Below are 24,767 nucleotides of genomic sequence, written 5' to 3'. Positions count from 1 at the left end.
GGCCGCTGACCGTACCCCCTGTGTCCACCGTCAAGCCGGTGGCGCGCCGACGGAATACCGAGCACGTCCTTTCGGTGGCGGACAGGGTGCTGAATGCCTACGCCCCCCGTCATCGTTGATGGGGGGCGTAGGCGGACTTGGGAGTGCGCGGGATCAGCCGAGTCGGAAGTGCTGGTTGTGGCCCTCTACACAGTCGTACTGGATCAGCGTGGCGCCATTCCGGGTGCTTGCGTTCGTGACGGACAGGCACTTGCCACTGTGTCGGGCTTCGATGGAGAAGTAGCCGCTGTCCTTCTGGACGAGCCGCCATTCCTGGTTGGTGCCGCCCTGGCATTCGAACTGGACCGCCTTGGCACCGTTCTGGATGCTTGCGCCCTCAACGGACAGGCACTTGTCGCTGTTCACGGCGCTGACCGTGTAGTAGCCGGCGCTGGTGGCTACCAACTTCCACTGCTGGTTGGTTCCGTCCACACAGTCGTACTGGATCACCCTGGCGTTGTTCTGGGTGCTCGCATTCTCGACCGAGGCGCACTTCTGGCTGTGGCGGGCCACAATCTCTGCGGTGAACGTTGCAGCGGAGGCGGTGGGGGTCTGCACACTGACGAGCAGTGCGGCAGACGCCAGGGTGGTGAGACCAGCGGCCCAGCGGCGGTGCTTCATGAAGTCTCCAGGGGAGTAGTGCGGACTCAGGCCACAGGCACTAACTGCGATAAACGCGACAAGTTAGGCACTTATTGATTAAAAAACCCAAATAGGTGAATAGGTGGGCAGAGGGGTGGTGGTTTCAGCCTGCGCCAGGACCCGGGTGCGGCAGGTCGTTTTCGTTGCACTCTGGCCTCATGCGCTCAGCCCGGTCGCCGTGTCGGCCGTCGCCGTCCGGGGTCGACGGGTCACCGCGTACGGCAGGCACGCTGCGAGGGCCGTGGTCCGCGAAACTCGCCGCCCACGGCGCTTGACGACAGGCGTTCACGGTCGGCGTACACCGGCCGCCGGCGAGCCGGTTGCGTTCACGCGCCGGTCTTGGACCCGCGCTGCGCGAGCTTCGGCAGCAAGGCCGGACAGTCGCTCGTGAGTGGCGACTGCGGCGTGCGGTTCAGGGATGCGTCTCGGCCGTCGGCCGTCGACGCTGGAAGCATGAGGGCTACATGGTCCGGCGTCATCCAGGTTGGGATGGTCGCGCTGCCCGTCCAGCTGTTCGCCGCCACCGAAGAGCACCCGGTGCGGCTCCACGAGATTCATACCGCCGATTCCAGCCGGGTCGAGCACCGGCGCTTCTGCCGGGTCGAGGGCCGGGAAATCCCGTACGAGGAAGTCGGGCGGGGCTTCGCGATGCCCGATGGCAATGTGGTGCCGCTGACGGATGAGGATCTGGCCCACCTTCCGCTGCCGACCAAGCGTGTCATCGAGGTACTCGGCTTCGTCCCGGGCCAGGACATTGACCCCATCAGCTACGGCAAGCCGTACTTCGCGGGGCCCAACGGTCCTGGGGCCGACCGACCGTACGTCCTGCTCGTCGAAGCCCTCGCCCGAACCGGATTCGTGGGCGTTTCCAAGATCGCCATCAGGAGCCGGGAGCGCCTGGCGCTGCTGCGTCCACGGCATGGAGTGCTCGTTGTCCAGACCCTGCTCTGGGCCGACGAGCTGCGTGACCCCGGTGATCTCGCTCCGTCCTCGCCCGTCACAGACCGGGAGCTCGAACTCGCTGAGACGTTGATCGGATCACTGCCCGGCATCGAGGAGAGCGAGCTGCAGAATGGGTACGGGCACGCCCTGGAGCAGCTGGTCACGGCGAAACTCAGCGGCGGCGAGCTGGTCGAGCCCGTGGGGCCGGCGGCGCCGGTGGATCTGTTGGCGGCGCTGGAGGAGAGCGTCCGGGCGGCCCGTGCGGGGCGAGGGGATTGAGCACGTAGCGGCCCGGGAGTCAGTCCGGCGCCGCAGCGCCCTCGGACCCAACGCGGCGGATATCTGCATACAGCCTCGCCGTCACCCCAGGCTCGCCAGGGACACGGCGAACCCGGCCACCACCCGACGTTGCCCAGCGCCGACCGAGCCCGGTCTGGCTGGAGATCAACACCCTGCCCGGCCTCTCCCACACCGGGAACCTCGCCACCATGGCCGCCGCGGCGGGCATCGACTACGACCAGCTCATCCGCATGATCCTCGCCACCGCCACGACCAACGGGGGGTACCGGCCGTGACCGAGCTGACCGCCCGCGACGTCGAGGACGCCGCCGCCAACCTCCAACCGCCGCCCGCACCCCGGCCCTCTCCGCGCTCTCCCTCGACCAGGCCGCGGGCTGGCCGGTCGTGTGCAAGGCCGAGAGCCTCCAGCGCACCGGCTCCTTCAAGTTCCGCGGCGCCTACCACCACGCCTCATCCCTCCCCACGACGGAACGCGCCCGCGGTCTGATCGGAGCCTCCTCCGGGAACCACGCCCAGGCCCTTGCCCTGACCGGCAGGCTCCTCGAAGTGCCGGCCACCGTCGTCATCCCCGCTGACGCCCCGACCCCGAAGGTCGAAGGCATCCGCGCGCTGGGCGGCAGGGTCGTCACCTACCGCCGGGACTCCGAGAACCGGGACACCCTCGTGGCCCAGATCGCCGCCCGTGACGGCCTGGCCGTCGTCCCCTCGGCGAACTCCCGGCACATCATGGCCGGAGCCGGGACCGCCGCCCTGGAACTCCTCACCGACCACCCCGAAATCGAGACCCTCGTCGTCCCCGTCGGCGGCGGCGGCCTCGCCGCCGGGACCGCCACGATCGCCAAGCACCTCCACCCCGGCATCAAGGTCATCGGCGTCGAACCGCAAGAGGGCGCCGACACCCTGCTGTCCCTGCGCTGCGGCCAGCGCATCGCCCTGCCCGAGGTCCCCGCCACCATCGCCGACGGCCTGGGACACACCAGCCCTTCGCCGCTGACCTGGGCCGTCAACTCCAAGCTCCTCGACGCCATCGTGACCGTGACCGACCAGGACATCACCACCGCCATGGCGTTCGCCTTCCGACACCTGAAGGTCGTCGCCGAACCCAGTGGCGCCTGCGCCCTGGCCGCTGTCCTCAGCGGCTGTATCCCCCACGAGTCGGGGATGATCGGGATAGTGATCTCTGGCGGCGGCGTGGACTGGGTCAATCCCCTTTCGCCTACCTATTGGACACTGGCCGCGTGAGCGCCCGTCCGGGCATAGTCCAGGATGGCGCTCGAAGAATCGACGGATACCCGGGTGAGGATGGTAAAGACATGGGCGGCAGGCCGCTGCTGAACCGCAGGCTGGACGGGCTCGGGACGACGATCTTCGCGGAGATGTCGGCACTGGCGACAGCGACGGGCGCGATCAACCTGGGCCAGGGCTTCCCGGACACGGACGGCCCGGAGTCAGTACGCGAGGCCGCCGTACGAGCGCTGCGCGACGGCCGCGGCAACCAGTACCCGCCGGGCCCGGGCATCCCGGAGCTGCGTCAGGCGATCGCCGACCACCAGCGCCGCTTCTACGACCTGAGCTTCGACCCGGACACGGAGGTCCTGGTCACCGCAGGGGCGACGGAGGCGATCGCCGCGACCATGCTCGCCCTCCTCGAACCAGGAGACGAGGTCATCGCCTTCGAGCCCTTCTACGACTCCTACGCTGCCTGCATCGCCATGGCGGGAGCGAAGCGCGTACCGCTCACCCTGCGCGCCCGTCCTTCCGCCCGGACCTGGACGAGCTGCGGTCCAAGATCACCCCGCAGACCCGCCTCCTTCTCCTCAACACGCCTCACAACCCGACCGGGATGGTCCTCACCGCCGAAGAGCAGAGCGCCATCGCCGCGCTCTCCATCGAGCACGACCTGCTGGTCGTCACCGACGAGGTGTACGAGCACCTTGTCTATGAGGGCACGCACCGCCCCATCGCGGCCCTGCCCGGCATGCGTGAGCGCACCGTCTCCATTTCGTCCGCCGGCAAGACCTTCTCGTTCACCGGATGGAAGGTTGGCTGGGTCACGGCGAACGGCCCGCTCGTCTCAGCGGTCCGGACGGCCAAGCAGTACCTGACGTACGTCAGCGCGGGCCCCTTCCAGTACGCGATCGCCGAAGCGCTGCGCCTGCCGGACTCGTACTTTGACAGCTTCCGCACCAACCTCCGTCGCAAGCGCAATCTGCTCGGCGACGGCCTGCGCGCGGCCGGGTTCGAGGTCTACCAACCCCAGGGCACTTACTTCATCACCACCGACATCACCTCCTTCGGTGAGAAGGACGCCTACGCCTTCTGCCGCGCTCTCCCCGAACGCTGCGGCGTCGTCGCCATCCCCAACTCCGTTTTCTACGACGACCTCGACGCCGGCCGCAGCCAGGTCCGCTTCACCTTCTGCAAGAGGGACGACGTCCTCCAGGAGGCAGCCAGTCGGCTGCGGCGCCTGGCGTCTTGAACCCGCGTCTCCTTCATCCCGAATGAAGTACGGACCCCAGCCTGACCAGGGGCTTTACGTGTATCCCGGCCCGGCGCGGTCCCGAGCCGCCTGCGCCATTCGACACCGGTCCCCACGAGAGGAGGGACCGGTGGCGAATGGCGCGGCGTCGTTTTCCGGACGCGCCGGGGCGGGCGGCGCGGAGGAGTCCGGGGGCGAAGGGCCGGGTGCCGGGGAGCTGTTGACCATGGCGATCAGGACGACGATCCCGGCGATGGTGAGGACACAGCCCGCGATGATCAGGGTGCGCTGAGTAGGCCGAGCTCCTCCGCAGTAATGTCTCCGCGTCGGCGAGGCCACGCTGCGCGAGCTGTTGGACGCCTGACCGACCGAACGCCCGGCCCGGCGCGTATGCCGTACCCGGCTCCTACACCGGTCACAGGCCGAGCGGACTCTCCCCTCCACTGCCCCGGACAAGGCGTCGCCGCATATCCCGGCGCACCGGCGCACATCCAGGGGCGGACAGGCCCGCTGTCTCACAGGCCTGTCACAACTTAACGGCACACCGAACCACTTCCGGATCGGACGCGTAATCACCAGTGACACATTTATGCCGCACCTCCTGAGGAAATTCATGACGCGCAGATGGCCGCTCATCACCACGATCACCGTATTGACCATCGCGCTGACCTTCGTCGTCGTCCAACTGGTGCGCGGCCAGGACTCCGGGAAGGAACAGGCCGGGGCGAAACCGGGTGGGGCGAAACCGGCCGCGTCGAGCCCCGGCGTGCCGGGAGGGCTGGAATCCGCGTCGTCGACGCCCAAGAAGCACGCCGACAAGGGCAAGAGCCAGGCGCCCTCCGGGGTTCTCCCCAGCCCGGGGACCACTTTCCCCAGCACGGGGACCACGAGGCACACCTCACCGACGGGGCAGACGACCGCCCAGGCCAAGATCCCGGAACACGCCGCGGACAAAACCCGTACGACGACTCCGGCGCCCGTCGTCATCAAGCCGGTCGCGAAGCTGCACGCCGCCACGTCCTGGAAGTCCGACCGGCTGCAGCTGGGCATGCAGGCCGACGGCAACCTCGTGCTCTACGACCGGCAGGAAAAGCGGGTTCTCTGGGCTGCCGGCACCTCCGGCGAGGGCAACATGGCGGCCTTCCAGGATGACGGCAATCTCGTCATCTACACCGCAGCCGGTCGAGCGATATGGGCCTCGAACCCCGCCGGCTTCACCAACGCCACCCTGGTCATCCAGCCCGACGGCAACGTCGTCATCATGGCCGGTGGGAAGCAGGTGTGGGCCACGAACACGCACATCTGACGCCGACAGCAGGCCCGTCCCGGGCGCCCCGCAGCCGCCACCACGCCTCTTCTTCCCCAACGCAGGGAACGTGACGCCATGTCCGACAACGGTCGGATCGACTTTGCCGCGCCGGCTCACCAGGCCCGCCGTACGGAGGGCGAGATGGCGGGCGTCCAGGAGGACCTGACGAAAGTCCAGGCCACCGGCTACGGCACGACGGTCTGGTCGCGGCGACGGTCTCCGGCGACGGCCGGATAGTCGCGCTGCGCATCGATCCCTCGGTGATCGACCCTGACGATCCGGAGATCCTCGCCGACTTGATCACCGTGGCGGTCGACAGCGCGAACCAGGCCGTGCAGGAGCAGCGGGCGGCAAGTCTGGCCGTCGTCACCGACAGCTTCAACGGCCTCCTCTCGGGACTGCGTCCGACGGGACCGGGACATCCCGGACCTCGCACCCCGGGCGGGGGCGGCTTCGCCGCGAACTGATCCGCCGACCCCGCGCGCCCCGGCCGTACTCCCTGAACGGGATCTGCCGGTCGCGGTGCGCGGGCTCGTGTCCTGACGGAAGCCCCTGTGTCCGCCCCGGCGCCAAGGTCACAGCACAGATGAAGAGCCTCGATGTCCCGCATCATCTTCCATCGCCCCCCCCAGGGTCGTCCCGCCACAGCTCCCGACGGAACCGGTGGTGCTCTCGGCGCCGCCGTAGCCGGTCGGCAAGGACTCGGGCGCGAACTGGATCTACATGCTCATGCCCCTGCTGTCCAGCATCAGCATGGCTGATGTCCGGCGGCAGAAAGCTACTGATTCTGCTGGGCATCGCCTTCGTGGTGCTGTCGATCGGCGTCACCGTTGCCGTCCGGATGCAGATGCGTGGCCAGGCACGTAAGAAGAAGATGCGAGCCCGGGACCTCTACCTGGAGCATCTGGTCGAAGTGCGGGGCGTCGCCCGGCAGGTCGCCGAGAACCAGCGACTGGTCGCGGCGTGGTCCTTCCTGGTGAACGGCCGGAGAAGGACGGCGGACGCCGGCGACCGCGTCGTGAACACTCGGGAACGGTTGGCGGACGATGCGCCCGCGCCGCCGGAACGTCGCAACTCCCCATGTTCCACTGCCCCGGACAAGGCGTCGCCGCATATCCCGGCGCACCGGCGCACATCCAGGGGCGGACAGGTCCGCTGTCTCACAGGCCTGTCACAACTTAACGGCACACCGAACCACTTCCGGATCGGACGCGTAATCACCAGTGACACATGCCGCACCTCCTGAGGAAATTCATGCCGCGCAGATGGCCGCTCATCACCACGATCACCGTATTGACCATCGCGCTGGCCTTCGTCGTCGTCCAACTGGTGCGCGGCCAGGACTCCGGGAAGGAACAGGCCGGGGCGAAACCGGGTGGCGACGCCGAGTCGCTGCAGGGCCTCGGCTGGTGGCCCCTGCACCAGTCCGGCACCGCGAAGGCCGGCGAGCACGACGCCGTGGTCAGGGGCGGCACGCAGTGGACCGACGGCCCCGAGGGCGGCGCCGTGCAACCAGCGGATACGCGGACTCCAACACCCGGCTCGACACCGTGGGCAAGGACTACTCGGTCGCCGCGCGGGTGCGCCTCAACCCCCAGGGCATGACCGGCATCCACACCGCCCTGTCCCGGATCAGCACGTTCTTCCTCCAGTACTCCGGCCCGGACGGGAACTTCGCCTTCAGTTTCAGCGGTGCCCGTACGGTCGCGAAGACGCCCGAGAAGCCGCAGCCCGGCCGCTGGTACCACCTGACCGGCACGTACAGTCAGAAGGACCACCGGATGCAGGTCTACGTGGACGGCCGGCTCGCGGGAACCAGGGTGGCCTCCAGCAGCGTGAAACCCACTGGCACTGTGGTGATCGGACGCGGCAAGTTCGATGGGAAGGCGGCCGACTACTGGAACGGTGACATCGCCGACGTACATGCCTGCAACCGGGAGTTGACGTCCCGTGAGGTGGGCTCGCTTTCCTCTCGCGAACCGGGCTGACCGGCGCTGACGGGGCGAGTTCACCGCCGCCGCAGGCTGACGGGCGCCGCACGGGCGCACGGCGGCTCGCGGCGGCGCCTGCCGGTTGTCCCGCAGCCGGCGGAGCCCGTCTTCCCCACAGACGACCGGAGAGGAAGGGCGCTTGTCGAACAGCGCTTCGACCGAAGACCTCATACCTGGCCCCCGCGCCGCGGAACCCCACCCCGACGAGTTCCTCAGAGCGCTCTACCACTTCCACGGCAGCGCGTTGCTGCAGTTCGCCGCACGGCGGCTGGAGGGCGACTGGCACCGCGCCGAGGACGTCCTCCAGGAAGTCGCGATACGCGCCTGGCGGCACGCCGAGGAACTCGACCCGACCACGGATTCGGTGCGGCCCTGGCTGTTCACCGCGCTGCGCAATCTGGTCATCGACGGCCACCGGGCCCGCCAGGCCAGACCACCGGAGACCGGCGACCCCGAACTCGCCCACCTGCCGGTGTCCGACGGCGTGGACCACATGCTCACCTCCCAGGTGCTCACCGACGCGTTGCGGGACCTGCGGCCGGCACAGCGCGAGGTCCTGCTGCACGTGCACTACCTGGGACTCAGCGTCAACCAGACGGCCGAGGTCCTCGGTGTGCCGCCGGGCACGGTCAAGTCCCGGACGTTCTACGCCGCCCGCGCCCTGCGCGAGGCGCTGCACAGCCGCGGGCTGTACGCGGGCGGCCTGGACCGCGAGGCCGGATGACACTTATGCCAGACGTCCCGCGTGCCGGTTGATCTCCAGGCCGAGCGGCCCGGTGTCGAGCGATCCGTCCGCACCGGCACGCCAGCGCCACCCCGTGGGTGCCTCGCCGACCACCAGCAGCGCGTCCCCACGCCGCAGACCAGCCAGTGCCCCCTCCCGTCGCGGGAGCTGCGAGGCGTCCACGACGAACAAGTGCGGCGCCTCGCCCTGGACGGCGATCCGGCTGCTGCCCTCGATCAGCCGGAAGATCTGGGTGACGTCGGGCGAGCCGGGCTCCGGCGCTCCCGTGCCCGCCGACGCCGCCACCGTGGCGAACGCCTCCTCCAGACTGGCCGCGTCGTGCAGACGCGAGGTCCGCAGCTCGTCGCCGGAAAGGAACCGGCCGTCGGCCAGGGATCCCACCAGGGTGACCTCGGCGAGCGCCCCCACCGGGCCGGCGAGCGCCTCGGTGACGATGGCCCGCACCAGGCTGCGCACCTCCTTGTCCGGACCCGTCACCGAGACGGGCCCCGCCGCCCGGGAGAGGTCGACCAGCACGCGGTCGGGTCCGTCCAGGCCCACCGTCACCGTCAGCGCGTACGGCAGGGCCGGTTCGCCCTCCGGGCCGGGGCGGTGCAGATTGTCGGGCGAGATCGTCCAGCGCTCGCCGTCCGCCTCGACGCTCCAGGGCGCGGGGGCGGCCTCCTCGGCCCCGGCCAGCAGCAGTGCGAGCCGCTCCTCGGAGTAGACGACGGCGTACAGGTCGGGCAGCGACCGGCCGGAGCGCAGGCATTCGCCCGTCAGCCGGCGCAGGCCCGCGTTGACCACGTCCAGCGCCTCCCGGCCCACGACGGCCGCCGAGGCGGCGACGGGCTTCGGCGGGCGGGGGCGTCGCCCGGGCTTCGGCGGGCGGGGCCGTCGCTCGGTGACGATCAGCGCGGCCACCGCCCCGATCAGCGCCAGCCCCAGCACCACGGCCAGGACGTACCAGATCATCTTCTGACTCCTTGTCGGGACGCCCCGGCGACGGAGCCGGGAGGGTCGAGAACGGGGGCGGCACAGTCGCTGCGCCGTGCCCCCGATGGCCACTACGGCGCCCGTCGGCGGATGGTTCACCGGTGCGCCGGGTGAACCATCCGCCGACGGGCGCCGTAGGTCCCGTCAGTGGCACGGCAGCCGCCGAGTGCGGCTGCCGAGGCCCCCACACCGTGCCGGGGAGGCGCTGGCGAGAGCGAGTCCGGCCAGGGAGTGGGCGATGTCGGTGTAGTACGCGTAGTCGCCGCTCCGGGTGAGTTCGTCAAGCCGGGCGATGTCATTTCGGACTGCGGCAGCGTCCCCGCGCACGGTGTGGTGCAGGGCGAGGGCGAGTTCCAGCAGCAGTGCGGCCGCGGTGATTCCGGCGGTGGTGATCTCTGTCCGCAGCAGGGCGGCGCGGTCGTCGACGGCCGGACCCGGTGCGCCGGCATCGCGGGCGAGGGCGGCGATCTGGGCGGTCAGGGTGGTGGCGCGCTGGTCGAGTCCGGCCAGGAGCTGCTCGGCGAGGGTGATCTCCCGGTCCGCGCGGTCGGGGTTGGCGAAGGCGTACGTGAGAGCGAGGTGGGCCTGGGCGATGGCCTGCTCGCCGATGTTGCCGTGCTGCTCGGCTTCGGTGCGGGCGGTGGCGTAGGCGGTGGCGGCCTGGGTCATGTCGCCGTGGGCGAAGTGGATGTCGCCGAGGACCCGCTGGCCGCGGCCCGGCCAGCCGAGGGGTGGCAGCTCACCCAGCGCGGCTTCGGCCCCTGGGCGCGGATCTACCGCAAGGCCCAGGGCCGCGAGCGGCAGTGCGTGCAGCTGGCGATCCTGTCGTGGGACGCCCTCGACGAGCGGTCCTGGCCCGGCGTCTCCGAGATGGAGCCGGCCGACATCGCCCGCGTCCTCGGTGTCTACGCCCAGCGGGTCATCACCCCGCGCGGCTCCACCGCCGTCTCCGGCCTCGAGCTGATGACCGCCCTGCGCCCGCCGACGAAGGCCGTGCAGGACCCAGAGACCGGGAACTGGGTCTCCGGCTACAACGCAGGCTCGCTCGGCACCGAGCCGATGGACCCGGCACCGCCGGAGGCCACCCCGGAACACCCCGTCGTCGTCAACAGCGGCTGGACCGGCGGATTCCTGAACGAAGAGGCATACCAGTGGGTGCGGGCGGTGGAGACGCTGTCCGATGAGGAGTGCACCCTGCCCTTCGCGGTCGGCCTGGACCTCAACACCGCGTTCCTCGCCGCCGCGGCCCGCCTGGTCGTCGGCCTCAGCGCCCCGGACCACTTCCACGCCCCGAAGTTCAACCCGAAGATCCCCGGGAGCTGGCTGGCGGACCTGTCCCACATCGAGCTGGACCCGCGCCTGCCCAGCCCGTTCACTCCGGACGGCACCCGTCCGACCGGCCCGGCCTGGTACCAGACGCACACCCTGGCCTACGCCCAGGAGCTCGGCCACGACGTGCACCCGATCGAGGCGTACCTGCGCCGCGAGACCGGCGCGTACCTGGACCCGTGGCACGACCGCCTCAAGAACGCCTACGTCGACACCCTCGCCGACCTCGGCGTCACCCGGGACCTGGACGACCGCCAGTTCCTCGCCGCGATGGAGCAGCACAAGCAGATCGATTCGGCCCTGGCCGCCGTCCTGTCCGCCATCAAAGCCACCGTCAAGGGCGGTGTCGGCAAGCTCCGCGAGCGCCCCCAGGGCAAGCACTACAAGGAGGGCGAGACGTGGCCGGCCCTCCAGCGGCCGACCTGGCGCCCGGACATCCGGGCCGCCGTCATCAGCAAGGCCCGGGTCAACATGCACCGCAAGCTCAACAACATGGTCAAGATGACGGGCCTGTACCCGCTCGCCGTGCTGTCCGACTGCGTCGTCTACCCCTCGCCGGGTGAGAGCCCGCTCGACTTCCTCCCGTACGCCGCGTCCGGCAAGCCGCAGCCCGGCGCCTTCCGCCTCGGGCCCACGCCCGGCCTGGCGAAGCTGGAGGGCGTCCAGTCGATGCTGTGGGCGGTCGACCTCATGGAGAAGGGCCTCAACCCGGCCCGCCACATCAAGGGCGGCGACGTGTAGGTTCTCAAATCCCGTGTCATTTTCTCAGCCGCCGTGTCATCTGGATGGCATTTATGACATCTCCGTGAGACAGCGCAGGTCAGAGATGTCCTGTCGCATTCAAGCTGGCCGATTCTTACTCGATCTCATTCGGGTTGGCGGATTCTTGCCGCCCGGGCCCTGAGCGACGGATCCGCGCGACGCCCTCGTCCAGGTCAACGCCAAGTGGCGTCCCCTCTCCGATCCGGACGTTCTTGCGGAACCTCTCCTGCTCCATCGCTTGCTTCACCGCCTGCGCGGCTGGAGAGAACCCCTCTACCAGCGCAGAAGTACGCCCCTTCGTCTTGCGGTAATAGATCCACCCACGGCGCTCTGCCCACAGCAAAGCGCGATCCACCAAAATCAGGCAGACACCGGCGGCGACGCCGACTGTCACCACAATCACAGTGCTTCTCATACCGCTGAAACACAGCAACCCCCTACCGCGTTCCAAGCTCCAGCAGTACGGCGAACGCAACTTCCGTGAAAGCCACGTCGTTTGAGAATGCCGAGGGCCATCGCTCTCAAGCGACGTGGCAACCCGGCAGGTCAGCAGCTCGCCGTCTGTCAGATGCACCGCGACAGGACAAGAGACTCGCCGCTTCGGGCGGATCCGCCCGAAGCGGCGAGGAAATGACACGGAGCTGAGACTCCAGCGGATGACACGGCGTGAGACGCCCGAGGAACACCCAGGTCAGAGGCCCGGCAGATGACACGGGCCGCGAGAACCTACACGACGCCGTCCTCGACGAAGGCGAATAGGCCGTACCCCGACACGCCCACACCGGAAAAATCACCGAAGGAGCCGCACCCGTTGAACACCAATGACACCGCCACCGCCGTTCCGCAGTGGCCGGTCCCCTCTACCCCGCCCGTCCACGACCCGGCTCTCTTCGCGCAGGCAATGCGGGACATGCGCCTGACCTGGCGTGCCCGCGGTGTCCTCGCCGAACTCGCCACCGGCTACCTCCCTGGACAGGAACCCACGATCAGCGAGCTGGTCTCCCTCACCCGCAATGAGCGCGGGGCCGCCGAGGGCCGCGACGCCTACCACAAGGCGGTCGGCGAGCTGCGCACTGTCGGCTACCTCACGCCCGACGCCACTACAGCCTCGGGTGTAGGCGAGCGCCTGGTCGTGGACCTCGCCCCGGCCACCGGCGCCCAGCTGATCCGCAACCGCTACGGCCACAGCGCGCTCACGGACGGGAGCTGACCGGTGGGGGAGATCGAGGACGCGATTGAGCGGGCCGACCGGGAGGCATTCACCCGGGAGCCGCCCAAGACCCTCTAGGGCCGCATCAACTTCCTGATGAAGCAGCTCAAGACGACCAAGGCCGTCGCGGCGGAGCTCGGGGTCAGCCAGCGGTCGGTGGAGCGTTACCGCAAGGGCGAGCGCAAACACCCGCCGAAGGACATCGCAGCGAAGATCGACGGCGCCGTCCGGTCCCGCTGGCAGCCGCAGGTCCGCAAGCGCCAGCGGAAACAGGCCGCCGCCACCGGCGGGATCACGGTGGAGACGAGGGCCCGGTTCGGCTACACCGCGCCGGTCGGCACGACCGACGACGGCCGCTTCCGCCGCCTCACTGTCCACCTCCCCGCGACGTACGCGCAGCGCCTGTTCGACGCCCGCGACACGGGTGCCAGCGACCAGCAGATGCGCGACATCATCGCCGAAGGATTCAAAGACGTGTATTTCCAGGACGGCGGAGGCCGCGCCATGGGAATCTCAGACGTCGCCATTAACGACATCGACTATTTGGACCTGGATTGGGGAAATGCATGACCACGGAATTTCCTGCAATCGACCTGTGACTGAGCGCTTCACCTGGCGAGTGAGTGCTTGAGTTGGCGGGGCTGAGCGCGGAGGTGGCGGGCCGGGTCGCTGGCCATGCGTTTCGCGCGGCCTGTCAGGAGATCCACGTTAGGTGAGGCTGACGATCCCGTAGGGGTTCAATCTCGCAGGCACGCCCTTCCCGACCTGAGACGATCAGCAGGACCGAACGAATGAACGCAGAGGTGGGGAACATGATCGTTCTGGTACTGCTCGGCGTCTTGGCGCTTACTGTCGGCGGGTGCGTATGTGTGGTGTGGGCGGAGCGTGGCGGGCCCCGCTGGGTCCGTGCCGTGGCGGCCATGACGCTCGCCGCAGGCGAGGTGGTGCGCCGCTCTGAGAGGAACCGGCGCCCGGGCCTGAACGGGACCACCAGCGACGACGGCTAGGAGCGAACGACCCGCACGAGCGGCTGAGCACGAGCCATGGCACTGAAGCATGATCCGCCAACTCCGACGCTCGACCCCGCCACAGCTCTACCAGGCCGCCGCGCCCCGTCCCGGCCTTGGCGGTTGGGGACGGCTCGGGGGAGGCTGGAGAGGGGGCAGGAGGCCGTTATGCGCGTCCAGGACATCCGGATCGGCGAGACCTACCAGGTCAAGGTCCCCCAGCGACTGCCGCCGGCCCTCCGCCACCGTATCCCCCGCACCCATGCCGATTTCGCCGCCGACATGCGACTGAACCTGCGCCGCGGCGACCGCTTCGACCTCACCGTCACCGGTACCGATCCCGAGGGCGCCACCGTCGACGGCTACGAGGCCACCACCACCAACCGGGTCACCCTGCGTCTCACCGCCGACCAGATCGAACTTCTGGACCTCCCCGCCGGCCCCGAGTACGAGATCGACGGCTTCGTCACCGACACCGACGGCAACGAGGTCACCCTCCCCGCCGCCATCACCTACACCGTCCTGCCCGCCGTCTGGCTGCATCCCCTCGAAGAACCCGTCCCCCTCGCCCCCAGCACCGCCCGGTTCTACCGCGCCCGGGTACAGGCACAGGCCACCGGGATGACGGTCCAGGACGTTGCTCGCGCCGCTGAGGACGCGCAGGAATACCAGCGCGACATCGCCGGGCAGGCACTGGACAGCTACCGAGCCGAGGAATGGCTCCGCACCGCCGAAGTGGAACACCAGGAATGGCTCCGGATCTCAGCACTCATGACAGACGAGGCAATGAAGACGTACGCCCCGCAGAGCGACCCGCAAGGAATGACACCCCACTCCTGAGAAGCACGCTCCCGTGCCCCTGACCGTCGCGGCTGAGATCGCTTCGCGCGCCAGTGCGGCAGGTCAGATGCGCGGCCGCGTCCAGTGAGACAGACAGGAATCGTAGGTGTGCGCCGGCCGCCCCCGCGCGCTTTGAAATCTGTGAGTCTCACAGCCCATTTCCCCAGGTATTGCGTCCTGAACGCGCAAAGGAGTTGCTGGTCGTCGCGGATCAGGAACAGCCGGCCCTGGAAGAAGTCGGTGGAGCCCCGGTGGGTCTCCAGGGCGCAGGCGTCCAGGAACTCCCTGTTGACACGGGGGCTCGTACGGGCCACCGGCGATCAGGTTGTACGGAGCGTTCCTCGCCCCCTGCCGGAGGAACCACACCGCTTGCCGGGGTGAGCGGGCGGGCCGCCGTGCCGGGGCTGGGCGCTTTGCGGCGGGGCTCGGGAGGCTGTCTGACTTGCTTTTCAGACGGACGGGTTGTCCTGGTAGGTGAAGGAGTTCCAGGAGGTGCTGCCGCCGGCGGTGGTGACCGAGATGGTGATGTTCTGGCCTGGGGATTGTTGTGGGGCGACGGCGGTGATCTGGGTGTCGGAGATGACGGAGAAGTCGGCGGGGACGTTCTCGAAGGTGACTTGTTGCGTGGTGGCGAGGTCGGTGCCCGTGAGAGTGACGGGGGTACCGCCGCTGGTCGACGCGGTGTTGGGGGTGACGTTGGTGATGGTCGGCTGGGGCCAGTAGGTGTAATCGGGGCCGGCGGCGGTTCCGCCGGGGGTGGTCACGGTGACCGGGACGGTGCCCGGGTTCTGGACGGGGTCGACGGTGACGGTGAGCTGGGTGTCCGTGGCGGACTGGATGGTGGCGGGGTTGGGGCCGAAGGAGGCGGAGATCGCGCCGGCGAGGTTGAAGCCGGTGATGACGGCGGTGTTGCCGCTGTCGGAGGGGCCTTCGGTGGGGCTGACGTCGTTGATCTGGGGGGCTGGGAAGTAGATGAAGTCTCCCAGGAAGCCGGTGCCGCCGGGGGTGGTGACCGTCCCGGGGACCGCCCCGGACCCGGCTGGGTTGACGACGGTGATCGAGGTCGCGGTGTTGGTGAGGATGGTGGCGCTGGCGGTGCCGAAGTGGACGGCGGTGGCGTTGGCGAGGTTGTGGCCGTTGATGGTCACGATGGTGCCGCCCGCGGTGCTTCCCTCGTTGGGGATCAGGGTCAGGGGGATGACGCTGAGTGTGCCCGCGTCGGTGTTGGTCACGTAGAGGCGGGAGTCGTCCGGGGTGACGGCGACGCCGGTGGGGCCTGCCCCGACGCGCAGGTTCCCGGCGAGCGTGTTGGTGGCGGTGGCGATCACACTGACGGTGTTGGAGCCGTAGTTCGCCACGTAGACATGGGCACCGTTCTGGCTGATGGTCACAAAACGCGGCTGGTCGCCCACCACGATGCTGCCAGTAATGGCGTTTGTCGCGAGGTCGACCACGGTGACGGTGTCGCTGCCGTTGTTGCTGACGTAGCCGTGGGCGCCGTCCGGGGTGATCCCCACAACAGCGGGTCCGTTGAGCCCGCTGATGGTGGTGGTGACGGTGTTGGTGGCGGTGTCGATCACGCTGATGGTGTTGCTGGCGAGGTTGCCCACGTAGACGTGGGCTCCGTCCGGAGTGACCGTCACACCGGTCGGCCCATTTCCCACCGCGATGGTCGCGATGACGGTGTTGGTGGCGGTGTCGATCACACTGACCGTGCTCGCGTTCTGGTTCGCCACATAGACGCGGGCCCCGTCCGGGGTGACCGACACGCCCGTGGCTCCCGCCCCCACTGCGACGCTTGCGGTGACGGTGTTCGTCGCGGTGTCGATCACGCTGAGCAGCGCAGCGTCGGCCACGCTCACGTAGACGTGGGCCCCGTCAGGTGCGATCGCCACGAGCGTGGGCCCCGCGCCTGTGGGGATGGTTGCGGTAACGGTGTTGGTGGCGGTGTCGATCACGCTGACCGTGTTCGACGACCTGTTGGCCACATAGGCGCGTGTCCCGCCGGGCGTGAGAGCCACCCCCAGGGGATTGCCGCCAACCGGAATCGCGGTGGCGAAGAAAGCGGTCAGCGAGAAACGCGTCTCACTGTGCGGAATTGAGCGGACATCGGTCAGGACGGACATGGCATACCCCTTGTTCGCGTAGCGGGATGCCGCCCATGTCTCGTGCAGGCGCGAGCCGCATCGCCGCGTGAATCGGACGATAGAGACCAACTCGCCTTTGGGCCGGAGACGATGAGTCAATTCAGAATTACCCTGATAGCCAAGGATTTCAACACATACTCCCAAAGTGTGATGATCGGTCAAATGGTTCGGGAGTCATCAGCCATCAGGTGCACATGCAGGCGCCTGAGGCGGTGGTGGTGTCGTCAGGGACGAGTGGATCACGCGGTTGGCCAGGACCCGGTCGTAGACATCGCTGCCGCAGGCGCTGTGGCTGCGCGTGCTGCTCACCACTGTGAGCCTGTGAGGTGCAGCGTGACAACGCGTATCCACCGCCGTATCCACGCACGTATCCGGCGATAGCCAAGGGCCCGGATCACACGATCCGGTGAACCACTGAACTGCGGATACCGCTGGCTACTCCCTGCGGGCGACACGGTGTCAGTCCCGGTTCCTACCATCCGTTCCGTGACCACTTCACCGCGTCGCCTCCAACGGCGCGCCTGCCGAAGGGCGGCCCCTGTATGAGTCTCAAGAGCGGAGTCGACAACCCCCGCAGCCCGCTGCGCCGGTTCCTGGACCGCGAACTGTCCGCCGGTGCCAAGCCGCTGCGGGAGTCCTTCCGGTCCCAGCACCGCGCCGATCGCGTCCTGCTGCCCTTACCCGGTGTCGGCACCGAGGTCGGCACCGCCGGGACAGCGATCGACACCCGGCTGCGCCTCGCCTTCACCACGGCCGCACCCGTGGACCTGGCCGCCGCCCTCGGCATCGAACAGACCGGCCGCGACTACCAAAGCACGGGCCTGCGGATGCACGCCGTCGGCAACGAGCTCGCCGCCCGGCTGACGCACACCGTCCACGCCCTGGACCTCGCCAACCGCGCCACCCCCATCGACCGCACCCACGATGAGGAAGAGGACTTGGCCCGCCTCCTCATCGCTGCGGCCTGGTACCAGGTCCTAACCCGCAATCCCGTCGGGTTCGAACACACCCCGCTGTATCTTGCCGCGCGCGAGAACCCCGGCTCCTTCACCCTCGACCGTCTCCTCCAGCTCCCGCACCGCGACCTGGTGGCCGACGTCGTAGCCCAGCTCCACCAGGCCGCGGACGGCCCCCTGGTCTCCCTGCGCGCCCGCACCCGGCCCGAGGGCTGCACGCCCGGCCCCACGTTCCCCAGCACGCGGATCACCGCCGACGCCGACCTCGTGGTCGACGGACTCCTCATCGACTTCAAGAGCGACAAGGACTCGCGCCGCTTCCCCAAAGCGAGCGCCTGGCAGCTGCTCGGCTACCTGCTGCTCGACACCGCCGACCGCTACCGGATCGACACCGTCGGCTTGTACCTCTCCCGCTCCGCCGTCCTGGCCACCTGGCCGGTGGAGGAGTACCTCGACCTGCTCGGCACCTGCCGCCGCGACCTGCCCACGCTGCGCTCCGTCTTCGCCGAACTTCTCGCCGGATACCGTGCCGACGCAGAGCCGTACACCCCGGAAGACGAAGACCGCGTCCGGCGACTGCTCCAGAAGCTGGGCCCGGTCATCGAGGCCGGCCACTGCCCCACCTGCGCCCAGCCGCTGCCCGAGTCCACCCGTCGTCCACGCAAGTTCTGCACCGCCCGGTGCCGCGGCCGCGACCAGGCCATGCGCCGCAGGGGTCTCCTTCCCGGCGGCCCCATCCCAACGTTGCCGCGTCCGCGAAGAAAGGAGCGCCTGGAGCCCGGTGAGGGCTGGCAGGTTGTGAGCCTCACACCCCGTTTGCGCAGGTAGACGCGGTGAGCTACGAGGGTGTGAGGTTGTGAGGCGGGGCTCGCGGCCGTGCTTCCGTTGTCCCGTGACGGGTGATCTTGACCGTTTGCCAGGAGATATTGACCGGTGGACTTATCGGTACGGTCAGCTTCATGGAAGACCTGCCCGAGAGCGTGGACCGCGACATCCTGGATCACCGGATCATTCTTGCGATCAAGGCGATCCGGGACGCATCCGGCTGCACGGTTCACGAAGCGCTCGACGTCTTCGCGCGGCGGTATGAGGAGCTCCGCTGTGATCGGCCGGGTGACTTCCAGCTGAGCCGCGAGGAGTACGGCCGAGACATTTACACCTGACCCGCCAACCCCCTCCCGACCGGTCAAACTTGCCTGGCAAACGGTCAAGATCACTTGTCAGAGGACATCCGTACGCCCTGGCCCGGTCTCCCGGCCCGGAGGACGATGGGGTCATGGGCGAGCACGACCAGGACCAGGACGACGTCGCCGAACCGGCGCGGCCACTCCTGACGACCGTGCAGGCCCGCGAGGTGACGACCGCGCTGCGCGAGGCGATGGACGACGTCCGGCGCTCCGTGGCGGTGCTCGCCGCCCGGGTCCGGGACGCGCACGCCGCCCGCGTCTGGATACCGCTCGGCTACCCGAGCTGGGAGGCGTACTGCGACGCGGAGTTCGGCATCAGCCGCGCGCAGGCGTACCGGCTGCTCGACGTCGCCCGCGCCCTGGGCGCCATCCACGGCGCCGTCACCGCCGCCACCGATCCGTCTCGCACGCGAGACAGCGACCCGGCCGCCGCGGCCGCCGCGGCCGCACTCGACTACGGCCTGTCCCAGCGCGCCCTGATCGCCGTCTCCGGCCGTACGGGCGACGTCGCGGAGCTGATCACCCACCGACTCGCCACGCTCGCCCACAGCGGCCTCCAGGCCCTCGATGGGCCGACAGTGCGCGCGGTGGTCCGCCAGGCCGTCCGCGACGTCCGCACCGCACCGCCCCCACCGCCCGCTGATCCGCCGGCGGATCCCACGCTCGCCGCGCTGCGCCGGACCGTCGACGACCTCGCTGCCAGCACGCACGCGATCGGCGAGCTGATGCTCGAAGTCGCCCCGGCCTACCTGTCCGACACCGAGGCCGCCGACGTCCTGGCGCCGCTGTGCGAAGAGATCGGCGAACCACTGGACCACGGCCTGGCGGCCCGCCGCTACGCCCTGTCCGGTGACCGCCGCGCCCTGCACGGCACCGTCCTGTGACCACTGCCGCCAGCCGTCGCTGAGACGGGCCTGCTGCGGGCAACGAGGCCGCAGTCACCCCCAGCCGACCGTAGGGTCAGGGCAGTTGATGGGGAGGAAGCACCGGATGATCCATGATCTCAACGAACTGGGCCGCACCGGTCGTGTGCTGAACGAGGCTCTTGCACTGCTTGAGAGCGAGCGGAAGCGCCTGGAGCAACAGCACGGGGGACCGTCACCGAGCGGGGACGGCACCGCCGGCAGTCCCATGCAGACGCTGTACGGGACCGTGCTGCTGGCCGCGAGCACACGCAAGCACCTCAAGTGGGTCGCTCTGGCCGCCGGATACACCTCGCTCGGTCTGGGCGAACGGGCCGACCACGCGATGGAAATGGCGTGCCTCAAACCGGTGGACATCCCATCCGCGGCAAACCGCATGGCGCGTCCGCTCGGTGAAGCCACCGTGCGGGCGCTGGAGATGCTCCGCGATCTCAACGACTTCTTCGGCTGGGACATCAAACTCGCGATTGACGCGGCCCTCGCCGCTCCGCACGCTACGTTTCCGCCGCCACGCGACTAGGGCGTGTTCCAGGTTCGGATCATGTGGGGCGGAGACTCCGGAGCCAGATGATCGATCCGCGTAGGTGGAGTCCGGCGAGGTAGCTGGTAGGAGTCTTGTCGTAGCGGGTGGCCAGCCCTCGCCATTCCTTGATCTTGTTGATGCCGCGCTCGACGGTGTTCCTCTCCTTGTAGAGCTCGGCGTCGTGGGAGAGGGGGCGGCCGCCTTTCGAGCCTCGCTTCTTGCGGTGGGCGGCCTGGTCCTTCTTCTCCGGGATCACCGCCTGGATCCGGCGTTTACGCAGGTAGGAGCGGTTCGCGCGGGAGGAGTACGCCTTGTCGGCGGCGACGGCCCCGGGGCGGGTGCGGGGCCGACCGACCGGCCCACGGATCCTGACTCGGTCGAGGACCGCGGCGAAACGCGGACTGTCGGCCGCCTGTCCCGGCGTCACCACGAACGACAGCGGGCGGCACCGCCGGTCGGTGGCCAGGTGCGTCTTGACCGTCAGCCCGCCCCGCGAGCGCCCCAACGCGGCAGCTTTCAGGCGGGCCTTGTGGCGGCGGCGTATCCGTCGTCGTTCGGCACGTAACGCTTCCTCGACCGGGTCGCCTTCGACCGTCACCTGGGCGGATTGTCCCTTTGCTGGAGCCCCTTTTCCTCCTCGGCGGCTTTCACCAGTTCCTCCAGGAGCTCGGGGTCGACGGCCATGCCGGCCGCGTGGTGATGCGCGCGTGCGACGGTGGAATCGACGCTGACCAGGTCCAGATCGGCCTGTCCTCGCTGGGCCGCCTCGGCGATCATCCGCTCCATCAGTGTCTCGAAGGTGCCCGCAAGGGCCCACTTCTGGAAGCGGCCGTAGACGGTGGACCAGGACCCGTAGCGTTCGGGGATGTCGCGCCACGGGCTCCCGGTCCGGAGCCTCCACATCACCGCGTTCAACTGTTTACGCAGGTCAGGGATCGGTCCGCTCACGCCGAGCGGCAGGTGCGGCTCGAACAACTCCCACTCTGCATCCGTCAGATCGCCTCGCGTCACCCCGGATGTCTACCGTCCCGAGCCACTCCGGCGGAGCGATTTGACCCAACAGTGATCTGAACCTGGAACACGCCCTAGATGGGAGTCTTTGCTTCCGTGTCCGGGATGGTTCTCGGTTGGGTGTCCGGTCTTGGGTGCTGTGGGCCGGACCGATTCGGTTTTTTCTATGGGGTGTTGAGCGGTCATGGCTGGGCGTTGGTGTTGGACAAGCAGTGAGGATTGGCGGGTCACTGGGTGAGGATCACCTGGTCAGGGGGGTGAGGGCTCCAAGAGAGTAGGGTCTTTCGAAGCCGGACAACAACGGCATCCTCGCCCGGCTCCGCGCCCGCGCCGTGACCGGTGGGCGCCCAACCGAGCTGCGCCGGATGGCCCGAGATGAGTATGGCGATGCCCGCGCCGGACATGGTTTGTGTGGGCATCGCCATTGTTCAGTCAGGCAGCCCACTCCAGCCCGAGGTTGGCGAGGGCGGTGAGCTGGTCTTCGGTGAGGCGGTCGCGGCGGGTTTTCTGGTTGCTGAGAAATACGCCGAGGCGTACGGATGTCCCGTCGGGCATCTTTTCGACGTGCTGCCGCCCGACGACGGTCTTCCCCTCTCGCGCGATGTACTGCCGAAGGGCCGTGATGCCGCGCGTGAAGGCGTCGGAGCCCTTCGCTGCCCCTGTCTTCGCACTGGTTCGCGCTGGGGCCTTCTGGGGCCGTGCAGCCGGTTTCACGTCGAGTTCGTTCAGGCGGTGTTGCTGTTCGGTGTTGAGGCGTGCCCAGTCGCGGGCTTGCCGGGCGGTCCAGCGTCCGATGTCGTCGCCTCGGTAGGTGACGCCGGGCGTGATTTCTTCCAGCATTCCGCCGGCCGTGAGGAGGGTGGTGAGCCCGGCCCAGTGGCGTTGCCAGTCGACGGTCCACCCCAACTGTCCGGGGTTCCAGTCCGGGTCGATCGCGGCGAGTTGCTCGGCACGCCGCGCTGCGCGTTCGGGGTCCTTCCCCAGTCCTCCGGGCCGGCGGAGGTTGGTGAGCCATTGCCCGACGGGTTTGTCCAGGGCGGTCGCGTGGCGGGGCGCGGCCAATGTGCCCGCTTCGGCGTAGTAGGCGCGGGCGGCGGCGAGGTTCTCGGCGAACTGTGTGTCGGCGGTGTCCCAGATCATGCCGAGCTCGTCCAGCTCATCTGCCCGGGTGCTGGACATGGTCCCGGCCCGGTAGGCCCTTCTCTGGTCGGACAGCCACCTGCCCAACGGGTAGGTGCCCTCGGCGTGTTCGTAGGGCACGTCCAGCGAGCCCTCCCGCTCGAAGTACCGCCGGGCGGCGTCGTACCCGCGGGCCCAGTCCTGACGCTCGGTGTCGAGGACCTGGAACTTGACCCACTTCGCGATCATCACCGGATCCCTGGGGGCCGCGAACCGGAGCAGCAGCCGCGACTCCTCCTCACCGTCTTCCGGCTCCGGACCGATACTCTGCGACGGATCAACGACCTGCTTCTGGGGCTCCTGCGGAGTAGCAAGCATTTCCACCGCACGCTCATCATGCGCCCGAAGCCCCTCAAGAACCTTCACCAAAGGGCGATACGAAGAGGAAGTGAACATGTCTTCCGGATGCTCACCCCGCGCCAAAAACACCGGCACGATCAGCGTCGCGATCTTGCCCTGACCGGGTTTCTGACGCAGTGCCCGGCCAATGGCCTGCACGATATCCACCGCTGACCCTTTCGGGTCCAACAGTGCCACGGAATCCACCGCCCGGATATCAACTCCCTCGCCCAGCACACGGCAGTTCGAGAGCACCGCACGCCCCGCCCTGCGCCCGAAGTCCCCCAGTACCTGGCGCCGGTGGTCCGCCTCATGCTCACCGCACAACCAGTCCGCCCACACACGCTCCGGGTACCGCTCCGGGTCGGACGCGTGCAGCCGCTGCGCGACCCTGGGCAGCCCCTTCGCGAACGCCGCCGCCTCTATCGTCCGATGGTGGAACGTGATCGTGGTCTGCAGCTGGTGCACCGCCATCGTCTCCAGCAACGCGGCCTGCAACGCCCCCATCCGCTCACCCCGCAGCTGCTCCTCGCGTTTCTCCTGGCCGGCCAGGCGGGCGGGGGTGACCACCGGGTCGGTCAGTTCCACCACCACGATCTGATACCGCGCCAAAAGCCCGCGGGACACCGCGGACGCCAGCGACAGCTCGTACACGACAGGCCCGTAGATTTTGGGATCGTCCATGGAACAGGCCAGTTCCTGCGGTAGCGGGTTCCGCGCGTTCTCGAAGCCGGCCTGGCGCTCCGCCCAACGGGGCCGGGGCGGCCGCTCCTTCCAGATCCTGGGGGTGGCGGTCATGTAGAGCCGGCGCATCGCGGGGATGACGTCCTGGTCGTGGATGGCCGCCCACGCCTTCCCCATCGCCCCGCTGGTTCGGTGCGCTTCGTCCACGACCACGAGGTCGAAGACGTCCATGGGAAGTCCGTACGCGCCCTCATGGGCCTCTGCGAGCACTGGCAGGGAGGCGTAGGTGGCGTAGACCGTCACGGGTCCTCGGCCGTGCCACAGCGCCAGCTGCGGAGGACTGGTCGTGGACCGCATATCGAGATTCCACAAGTGCGGGTCGTCATCCAGTGAACACACCGCCACAGCCGGGCCCGTATGCCCGGCCAAGCGCCACTCTCGCACCGTCTGGGTCAGCAGATCCAAAGTCGGCAGCAGCACGAGAACCCGCCCGTTGCGCGCGAGCCGCAACGCGGAATGCGCGGCAATGAACGTCTTTCCCGTACCGCACGCCGCCACCACCGTGGCCCGTAGCCCATTACGCGGAATTCGCTTTCCTGGCGGAATATCAAGACCACGCACCACGGCATCCACCGCTTCAATCTGATGAGGACGCAGAGGGATTTGCTTCGTATTCGGCATATCCGTACTCCAGAATTCACGAGAGCGGCCAGTCATACCTGACAGAGGGGGTAGCGGTTCCCTCGGGATGCTACACACTGCATCCTGTGATGCATCATCGTGGTGATGCGCGGACTCACTCTAGCGCAACAAGGTCTGTCGGGAGGCTTTTTCGGGTAGATTCGTCTGTGTACTGATCGTTTTTCAGGAAGTGATGGGCTGTTACGGGCAGGATCGGGCGAAGCGGTGTCTGGTTTCGTTCCGTCAGGTGGGGTCGGCCTCTCGTCTGAGGGGTGATGTGGTGTCACCAGGCTGGGGGTGTGCTGTTGTTCGGGATGCTACACAGGCCAGCAGTGATGCACCCGTATCCTGTAGCCAGCCGTTCCGGCGCAGCCGGAACAAGGGCGTGGGAGCGAAGCGGACATGCCTGCTTTTCGAATTGGAGCGCAGCGGAAATTCGCAATTCCCGTGCAGCGGGAATTGACGGCCCGCAACGCGGGCCGTTTCACTGGCTGTTGAAGCGAAGCGGAAACAGCCCGATCCGCAACGCGGATCGTTTCGCTTTCATATCGCGCAGCGATATGGTAC

The 24,767-nt window shown here is 68.6% G+C and carries 25 protein-coding genes and 4 pseudogenes; 21 read left to right on the top strand and 8 right to left on the bottom strand.

From position 1 onward, the window contains the following. Window positions 1-153: 153 nt before the first annotated feature. The gene (locus tag OG953_RS43415) at window positions 154-660 is read right to left on the bottom strand and encodes an RICIN domain-containing protein (protein WP_331735629.1); all 507 of its coding nucleotides are present in this window, start codon (window positions 658-660) and stop codon (window positions 154-156) included. Between the two features lie 474 nt (window positions 661-1,134). Between OG953_RS43415 and OG953_RS43410 the strand changes: the two genes are divergently transcribed. Then, entirely contained in the window at window positions 1,135-1,902 is a 768-nt protein-coding gene (locus OG953_RS43410; RefSeq protein ID WP_331735627.1) for a Ku protein, read from the top strand. Between the two features lie 19 nt (window positions 1,903-1,921). Here the strand turns inward: OG953_RS43410 and OG953_RS43405 are convergent, their stop codons facing one another. Continuing rightward, window positions 1,922-2,113: a DUF6207 family protein gene (locus OG953_RS43405; protein WP_331736156.1), complete on the bottom strand. Its 192-nt coding sequence runs from the start codon at window positions 2,111-2,113 to the stop codon at window positions 1,922-1,924. Between OG953_RS43405 and OG953_RS43400 the strand changes: the two genes are divergently transcribed. The 11 genes and pseudogenes from OG953_RS43400 to OG953_RS43350 all read left to right on the top strand — a co-directional run bounded on the left by OG953_RS43400 (window position 2,061) and on the right by OG953_RS43350 (window position 8,426). Then, window positions 2,061-2,198, top strand: a complete 138-nt coding sequence (locus OG953_RS43400) for a hypothetical protein (RefSeq protein WP_405692687.1) — start codon at window positions 2,061-2,063, stop codon at window positions 2,196-2,198. The genes OG953_RS43405 and OG953_RS43400 overlap by 53 nt on opposite strands. 109 nt (window positions 2,199-2,307) lie before the next feature. Next, a complete protein-coding gene (locus OG953_RS43395) occupies window positions 2,308-3,165 on the top strand; it encodes a threonine/serine dehydratase (RefSeq protein WP_331735624.1) in 858 nt (285 codons plus the stop codon). Between the two features lie 71 nt (window positions 3,166-3,236). Beyond that, a pseudogene (locus tag OG953_RS43390) lies at window positions 3,237-4,402 on the top strand (pyridoxal phosphate-dependent aminotransferase). A 130-nt stretch (window positions 4,403-4,532) separates the two neighbouring features. Further along, window positions 4,533-4,694, top strand: coding sequence for a hypothetical protein (locus OG953_RS43385; protein WP_405692573.1), 162 nt, complete (start codon window positions 4,533-4,535; stop codon window positions 4,692-4,694). A gap of 321 nt (window positions 4,695-5,015) precedes the next feature. Further along, the gene (locus tag OG953_RS43380; RefSeq protein WP_405692571.1) at window positions 5,016-5,708 is read left to right on the top strand and encodes a hypothetical protein; all 693 of its coding nucleotides are present in this window, start codon (window positions 5,016-5,018) and stop codon (window positions 5,706-5,708) included. Window positions 5,709-5,786: 78 nt separating this feature from the next. Further along, complete coding sequence (locus tag OG953_RS43375; RefSeq protein WP_266747128.1) at window positions 5,787-5,948, top strand: hypothetical protein; 162 nt, start codon at window positions 5,787-5,789, stop codon at window positions 5,946-5,948. Next, window positions 5,912-6,178 (top strand): YbaB/EbfC family nucleoid-associated protein, encoded by a 267-nt coding sequence (locus OG953_RS43370; protein ID WP_331736153.1) that lies wholly within the window; start codon window positions 5,912-5,914, stop codon window positions 6,176-6,178. The genes OG953_RS43375 and OG953_RS43370 overlap by 37 nt, the downstream gene beginning before the upstream one ends. Before the next feature lie 293 nt (window positions 6,179-6,471). After that, window positions 6,472-6,957 carry a hypothetical protein gene (locus tag OG953_RS43365; protein ID WP_331735609.1) on the top strand — a complete coding sequence of 162 codons (486 nt, stop codon included), beginning with the start codon at window positions 6,472-6,474 and terminating at the stop codon, window positions 6,955-6,957. Window positions 6,958-6,965: 8 nt separating this feature from the next. Beyond that, window positions 6,966-7,316 carry a hypothetical protein gene (locus OG953_RS43360; RefSeq protein ID WP_405692570.1) on the top strand — a complete coding sequence of 117 codons (351 nt, stop codon included), beginning with the start codon at window positions 6,966-6,968 and terminating at the stop codon, window positions 7,314-7,316. Beyond that, entirely contained in the window at window positions 7,262-7,699 is a 438-nt protein-coding gene (locus OG953_RS43355; RefSeq protein WP_331735603.1) for a LamG domain-containing protein, read from the top strand. Before OG953_RS43360 ends, OG953_RS43355 begins: the two co-directional genes overlap by 55 nt. A gap of 142 nt (window positions 7,700-7,841) precedes the next feature. Next, window positions 7,842-8,426, top strand: coding sequence for a sigma-70 family RNA polymerase sigma factor (locus OG953_RS43350; protein WP_331735600.1), 585 nt, complete (start codon window positions 7,842-7,844; stop codon window positions 8,424-8,426). Between the two features lie 3 nt (window positions 8,427-8,429). On the opposite strand, the gene OG953_RS43345 is transcribed toward OG953_RS43350, so the two are convergent. Together OG953_RS43345 and OG953_RS43340 are read right to left on the bottom strand one after the other, a co-directional pair. Further along, on the bottom strand, window positions 8,430-9,401 hold the full coding sequence (locus OG953_RS43345) for a hypothetical protein (RefSeq protein ID WP_331735597.1): 972 nt from the start codon (window positions 9,399-9,401) through the stop codon (window positions 8,430-8,432). A gap of 165 nt (window positions 9,402-9,566) precedes the next feature. After that, a complete protein-coding gene (locus OG953_RS43340; protein ID WP_331735594.1) occupies window positions 9,567-10,091 on the bottom strand; it encodes a hypothetical protein in 525 nt (174 codons plus the stop codon). Window positions 10,092-10,154: 63 nt separating this feature from the next. Here OG953_RS43340 and tap point away from each other — a divergent pair. Then, window positions 10,155-11,492, top strand: a pseudogene (gene tap, locus OG953_RS43335) (telomere-associated protein Tap); the annotation flags it as partial. A gap of 115 nt (window positions 11,493-11,607) precedes the next feature. On the opposite strand, the gene OG953_RS43330 reads toward tap, so the two are convergent. Next, window positions 11,608-11,916, bottom strand: coding sequence for a hypothetical protein (locus OG953_RS43330; protein ID WP_405692567.1), 309 nt, complete (start codon window positions 11,914-11,916; stop codon window positions 11,608-11,610). A gap of 408 nt (window positions 11,917-12,324) precedes the next feature. Here OG953_RS43330 and OG953_RS43325 point away from each other — a divergent pair, with 408 nt between their 5' ends. From OG953_RS43325 to OG953_RS43310, 4 genes and pseudogenes are all read left to right on the top strand, one after another. Beyond that, window positions 12,325-12,723: a hypothetical protein gene (locus OG953_RS43325; protein WP_331735588.1), complete on the top strand. Its 399-nt coding sequence runs from the start codon at window positions 12,325-12,327 to the stop codon at window positions 12,721-12,723. Between the two features lie 3 nt (window positions 12,724-12,726). Further along, window positions 12,727-13,293, top strand: a pseudogene (gene tpg, locus OG953_RS43320) (telomere-protecting terminal protein Tpg). A gap of 242 nt (window positions 13,294-13,535) precedes the next feature. Further along, entirely contained in the window at window positions 13,536-13,730 is a 195-nt protein-coding gene (locus OG953_RS43315; protein WP_405692565.1) for a hypothetical protein, read from the top strand. A gap of 168 nt (window positions 13,731-13,898) precedes the next feature. Next, window positions 13,899-14,570 (top strand): hypothetical protein, encoded by a 672-nt coding sequence (locus tag OG953_RS43310; protein ID WP_331735582.1) that lies wholly within the window; start codon window positions 13,899-13,901, stop codon window positions 14,568-14,570. A gap of 449 nt (window positions 14,571-15,019) precedes the next feature. Here OG953_RS43310 and OG953_RS43305 read toward each other — a convergent pair whose 3' ends face one another. Next, window positions 15,020-16,696 carry an IPT/TIG domain-containing protein gene (locus OG953_RS43305; RefSeq protein WP_405692562.1) on the bottom strand — a complete coding sequence of 559 codons (1,677 nt, stop codon included), beginning with the start codon at window positions 16,694-16,696 and terminating at the stop codon, window positions 15,020-15,022. 563 nt (window positions 16,697-17,259) lie between these two features. Here OG953_RS43305 and OG953_RS43300 point away from each other — a divergent pair. The 4 genes from OG953_RS43300 (at window position 17,260) to OG953_RS43285 (ending at window position 20,303) form a co-directional block, all read left to right on the top strand. Continuing rightward, entirely contained in the window at window positions 17,260-18,501 is a 1,242-nt protein-coding gene (locus tag OG953_RS43300) for a hypothetical protein (protein ID WP_331735578.1), read from the top strand. Window positions 18,502-18,632: 131 nt separating this feature from the next. Beyond that, complete coding sequence (locus OG953_RS43295) at window positions 18,633-18,836, top strand: hypothetical protein (RefSeq protein WP_405692560.1); 204 nt, start codon at window positions 18,633-18,635, stop codon at window positions 18,834-18,836. A gap of 113 nt (window positions 18,837-18,949) precedes the next feature. Then, window positions 18,950-19,744 (top strand): hypothetical protein, encoded by a 795-nt coding sequence (locus OG953_RS43290; protein ID WP_331735574.1) that lies wholly within the window; start codon window positions 18,950-18,952, stop codon window positions 19,742-19,744. Window positions 19,745-19,850: 106 nt separating this feature from the next. Beyond that, on the top strand, window positions 19,851-20,303 hold the full coding sequence (locus OG953_RS43285; protein ID WP_331735571.1) for a hypothetical protein: 453 nt from the start codon (window positions 19,851-19,853) through the stop codon (window positions 20,301-20,303). A 19-nt stretch (window positions 20,304-20,322) separates the two neighbouring features. On the opposite strand, the pseudogene OG953_RS43280 reads toward OG953_RS43285, so the two are convergent. Both OG953_RS43280 and OG953_RS43275 read right to left on the bottom strand, forming a co-directional pair. Then, a pseudogene (locus OG953_RS43280) lies at window positions 20,323-21,317 on the bottom strand (IS5 family transposase). Between the two features lie 432 nt (window positions 21,318-21,749). Then, window positions 21,750-24,200, bottom strand: a complete 2,451-nt coding sequence (locus OG953_RS43275) for a Helicase associated domain protein (RefSeq protein ID WP_331735568.1) — start codon at window positions 24,198-24,200, stop codon at window positions 21,750-21,752. Between the last annotated feature and the right edge of the window lie 567 nt (window positions 24,201-24,767).

The organism is Streptomyces sp. NBC_00057 (assembly GCF_045041165.1).
GTDB lineage: Bacteria > Actinomycetota > Actinomycetes > Streptomycetales > Streptomycetaceae > Streptomyces.
This window is presented reverse-complemented; position numbering and strand designations above follow the sequence as displayed.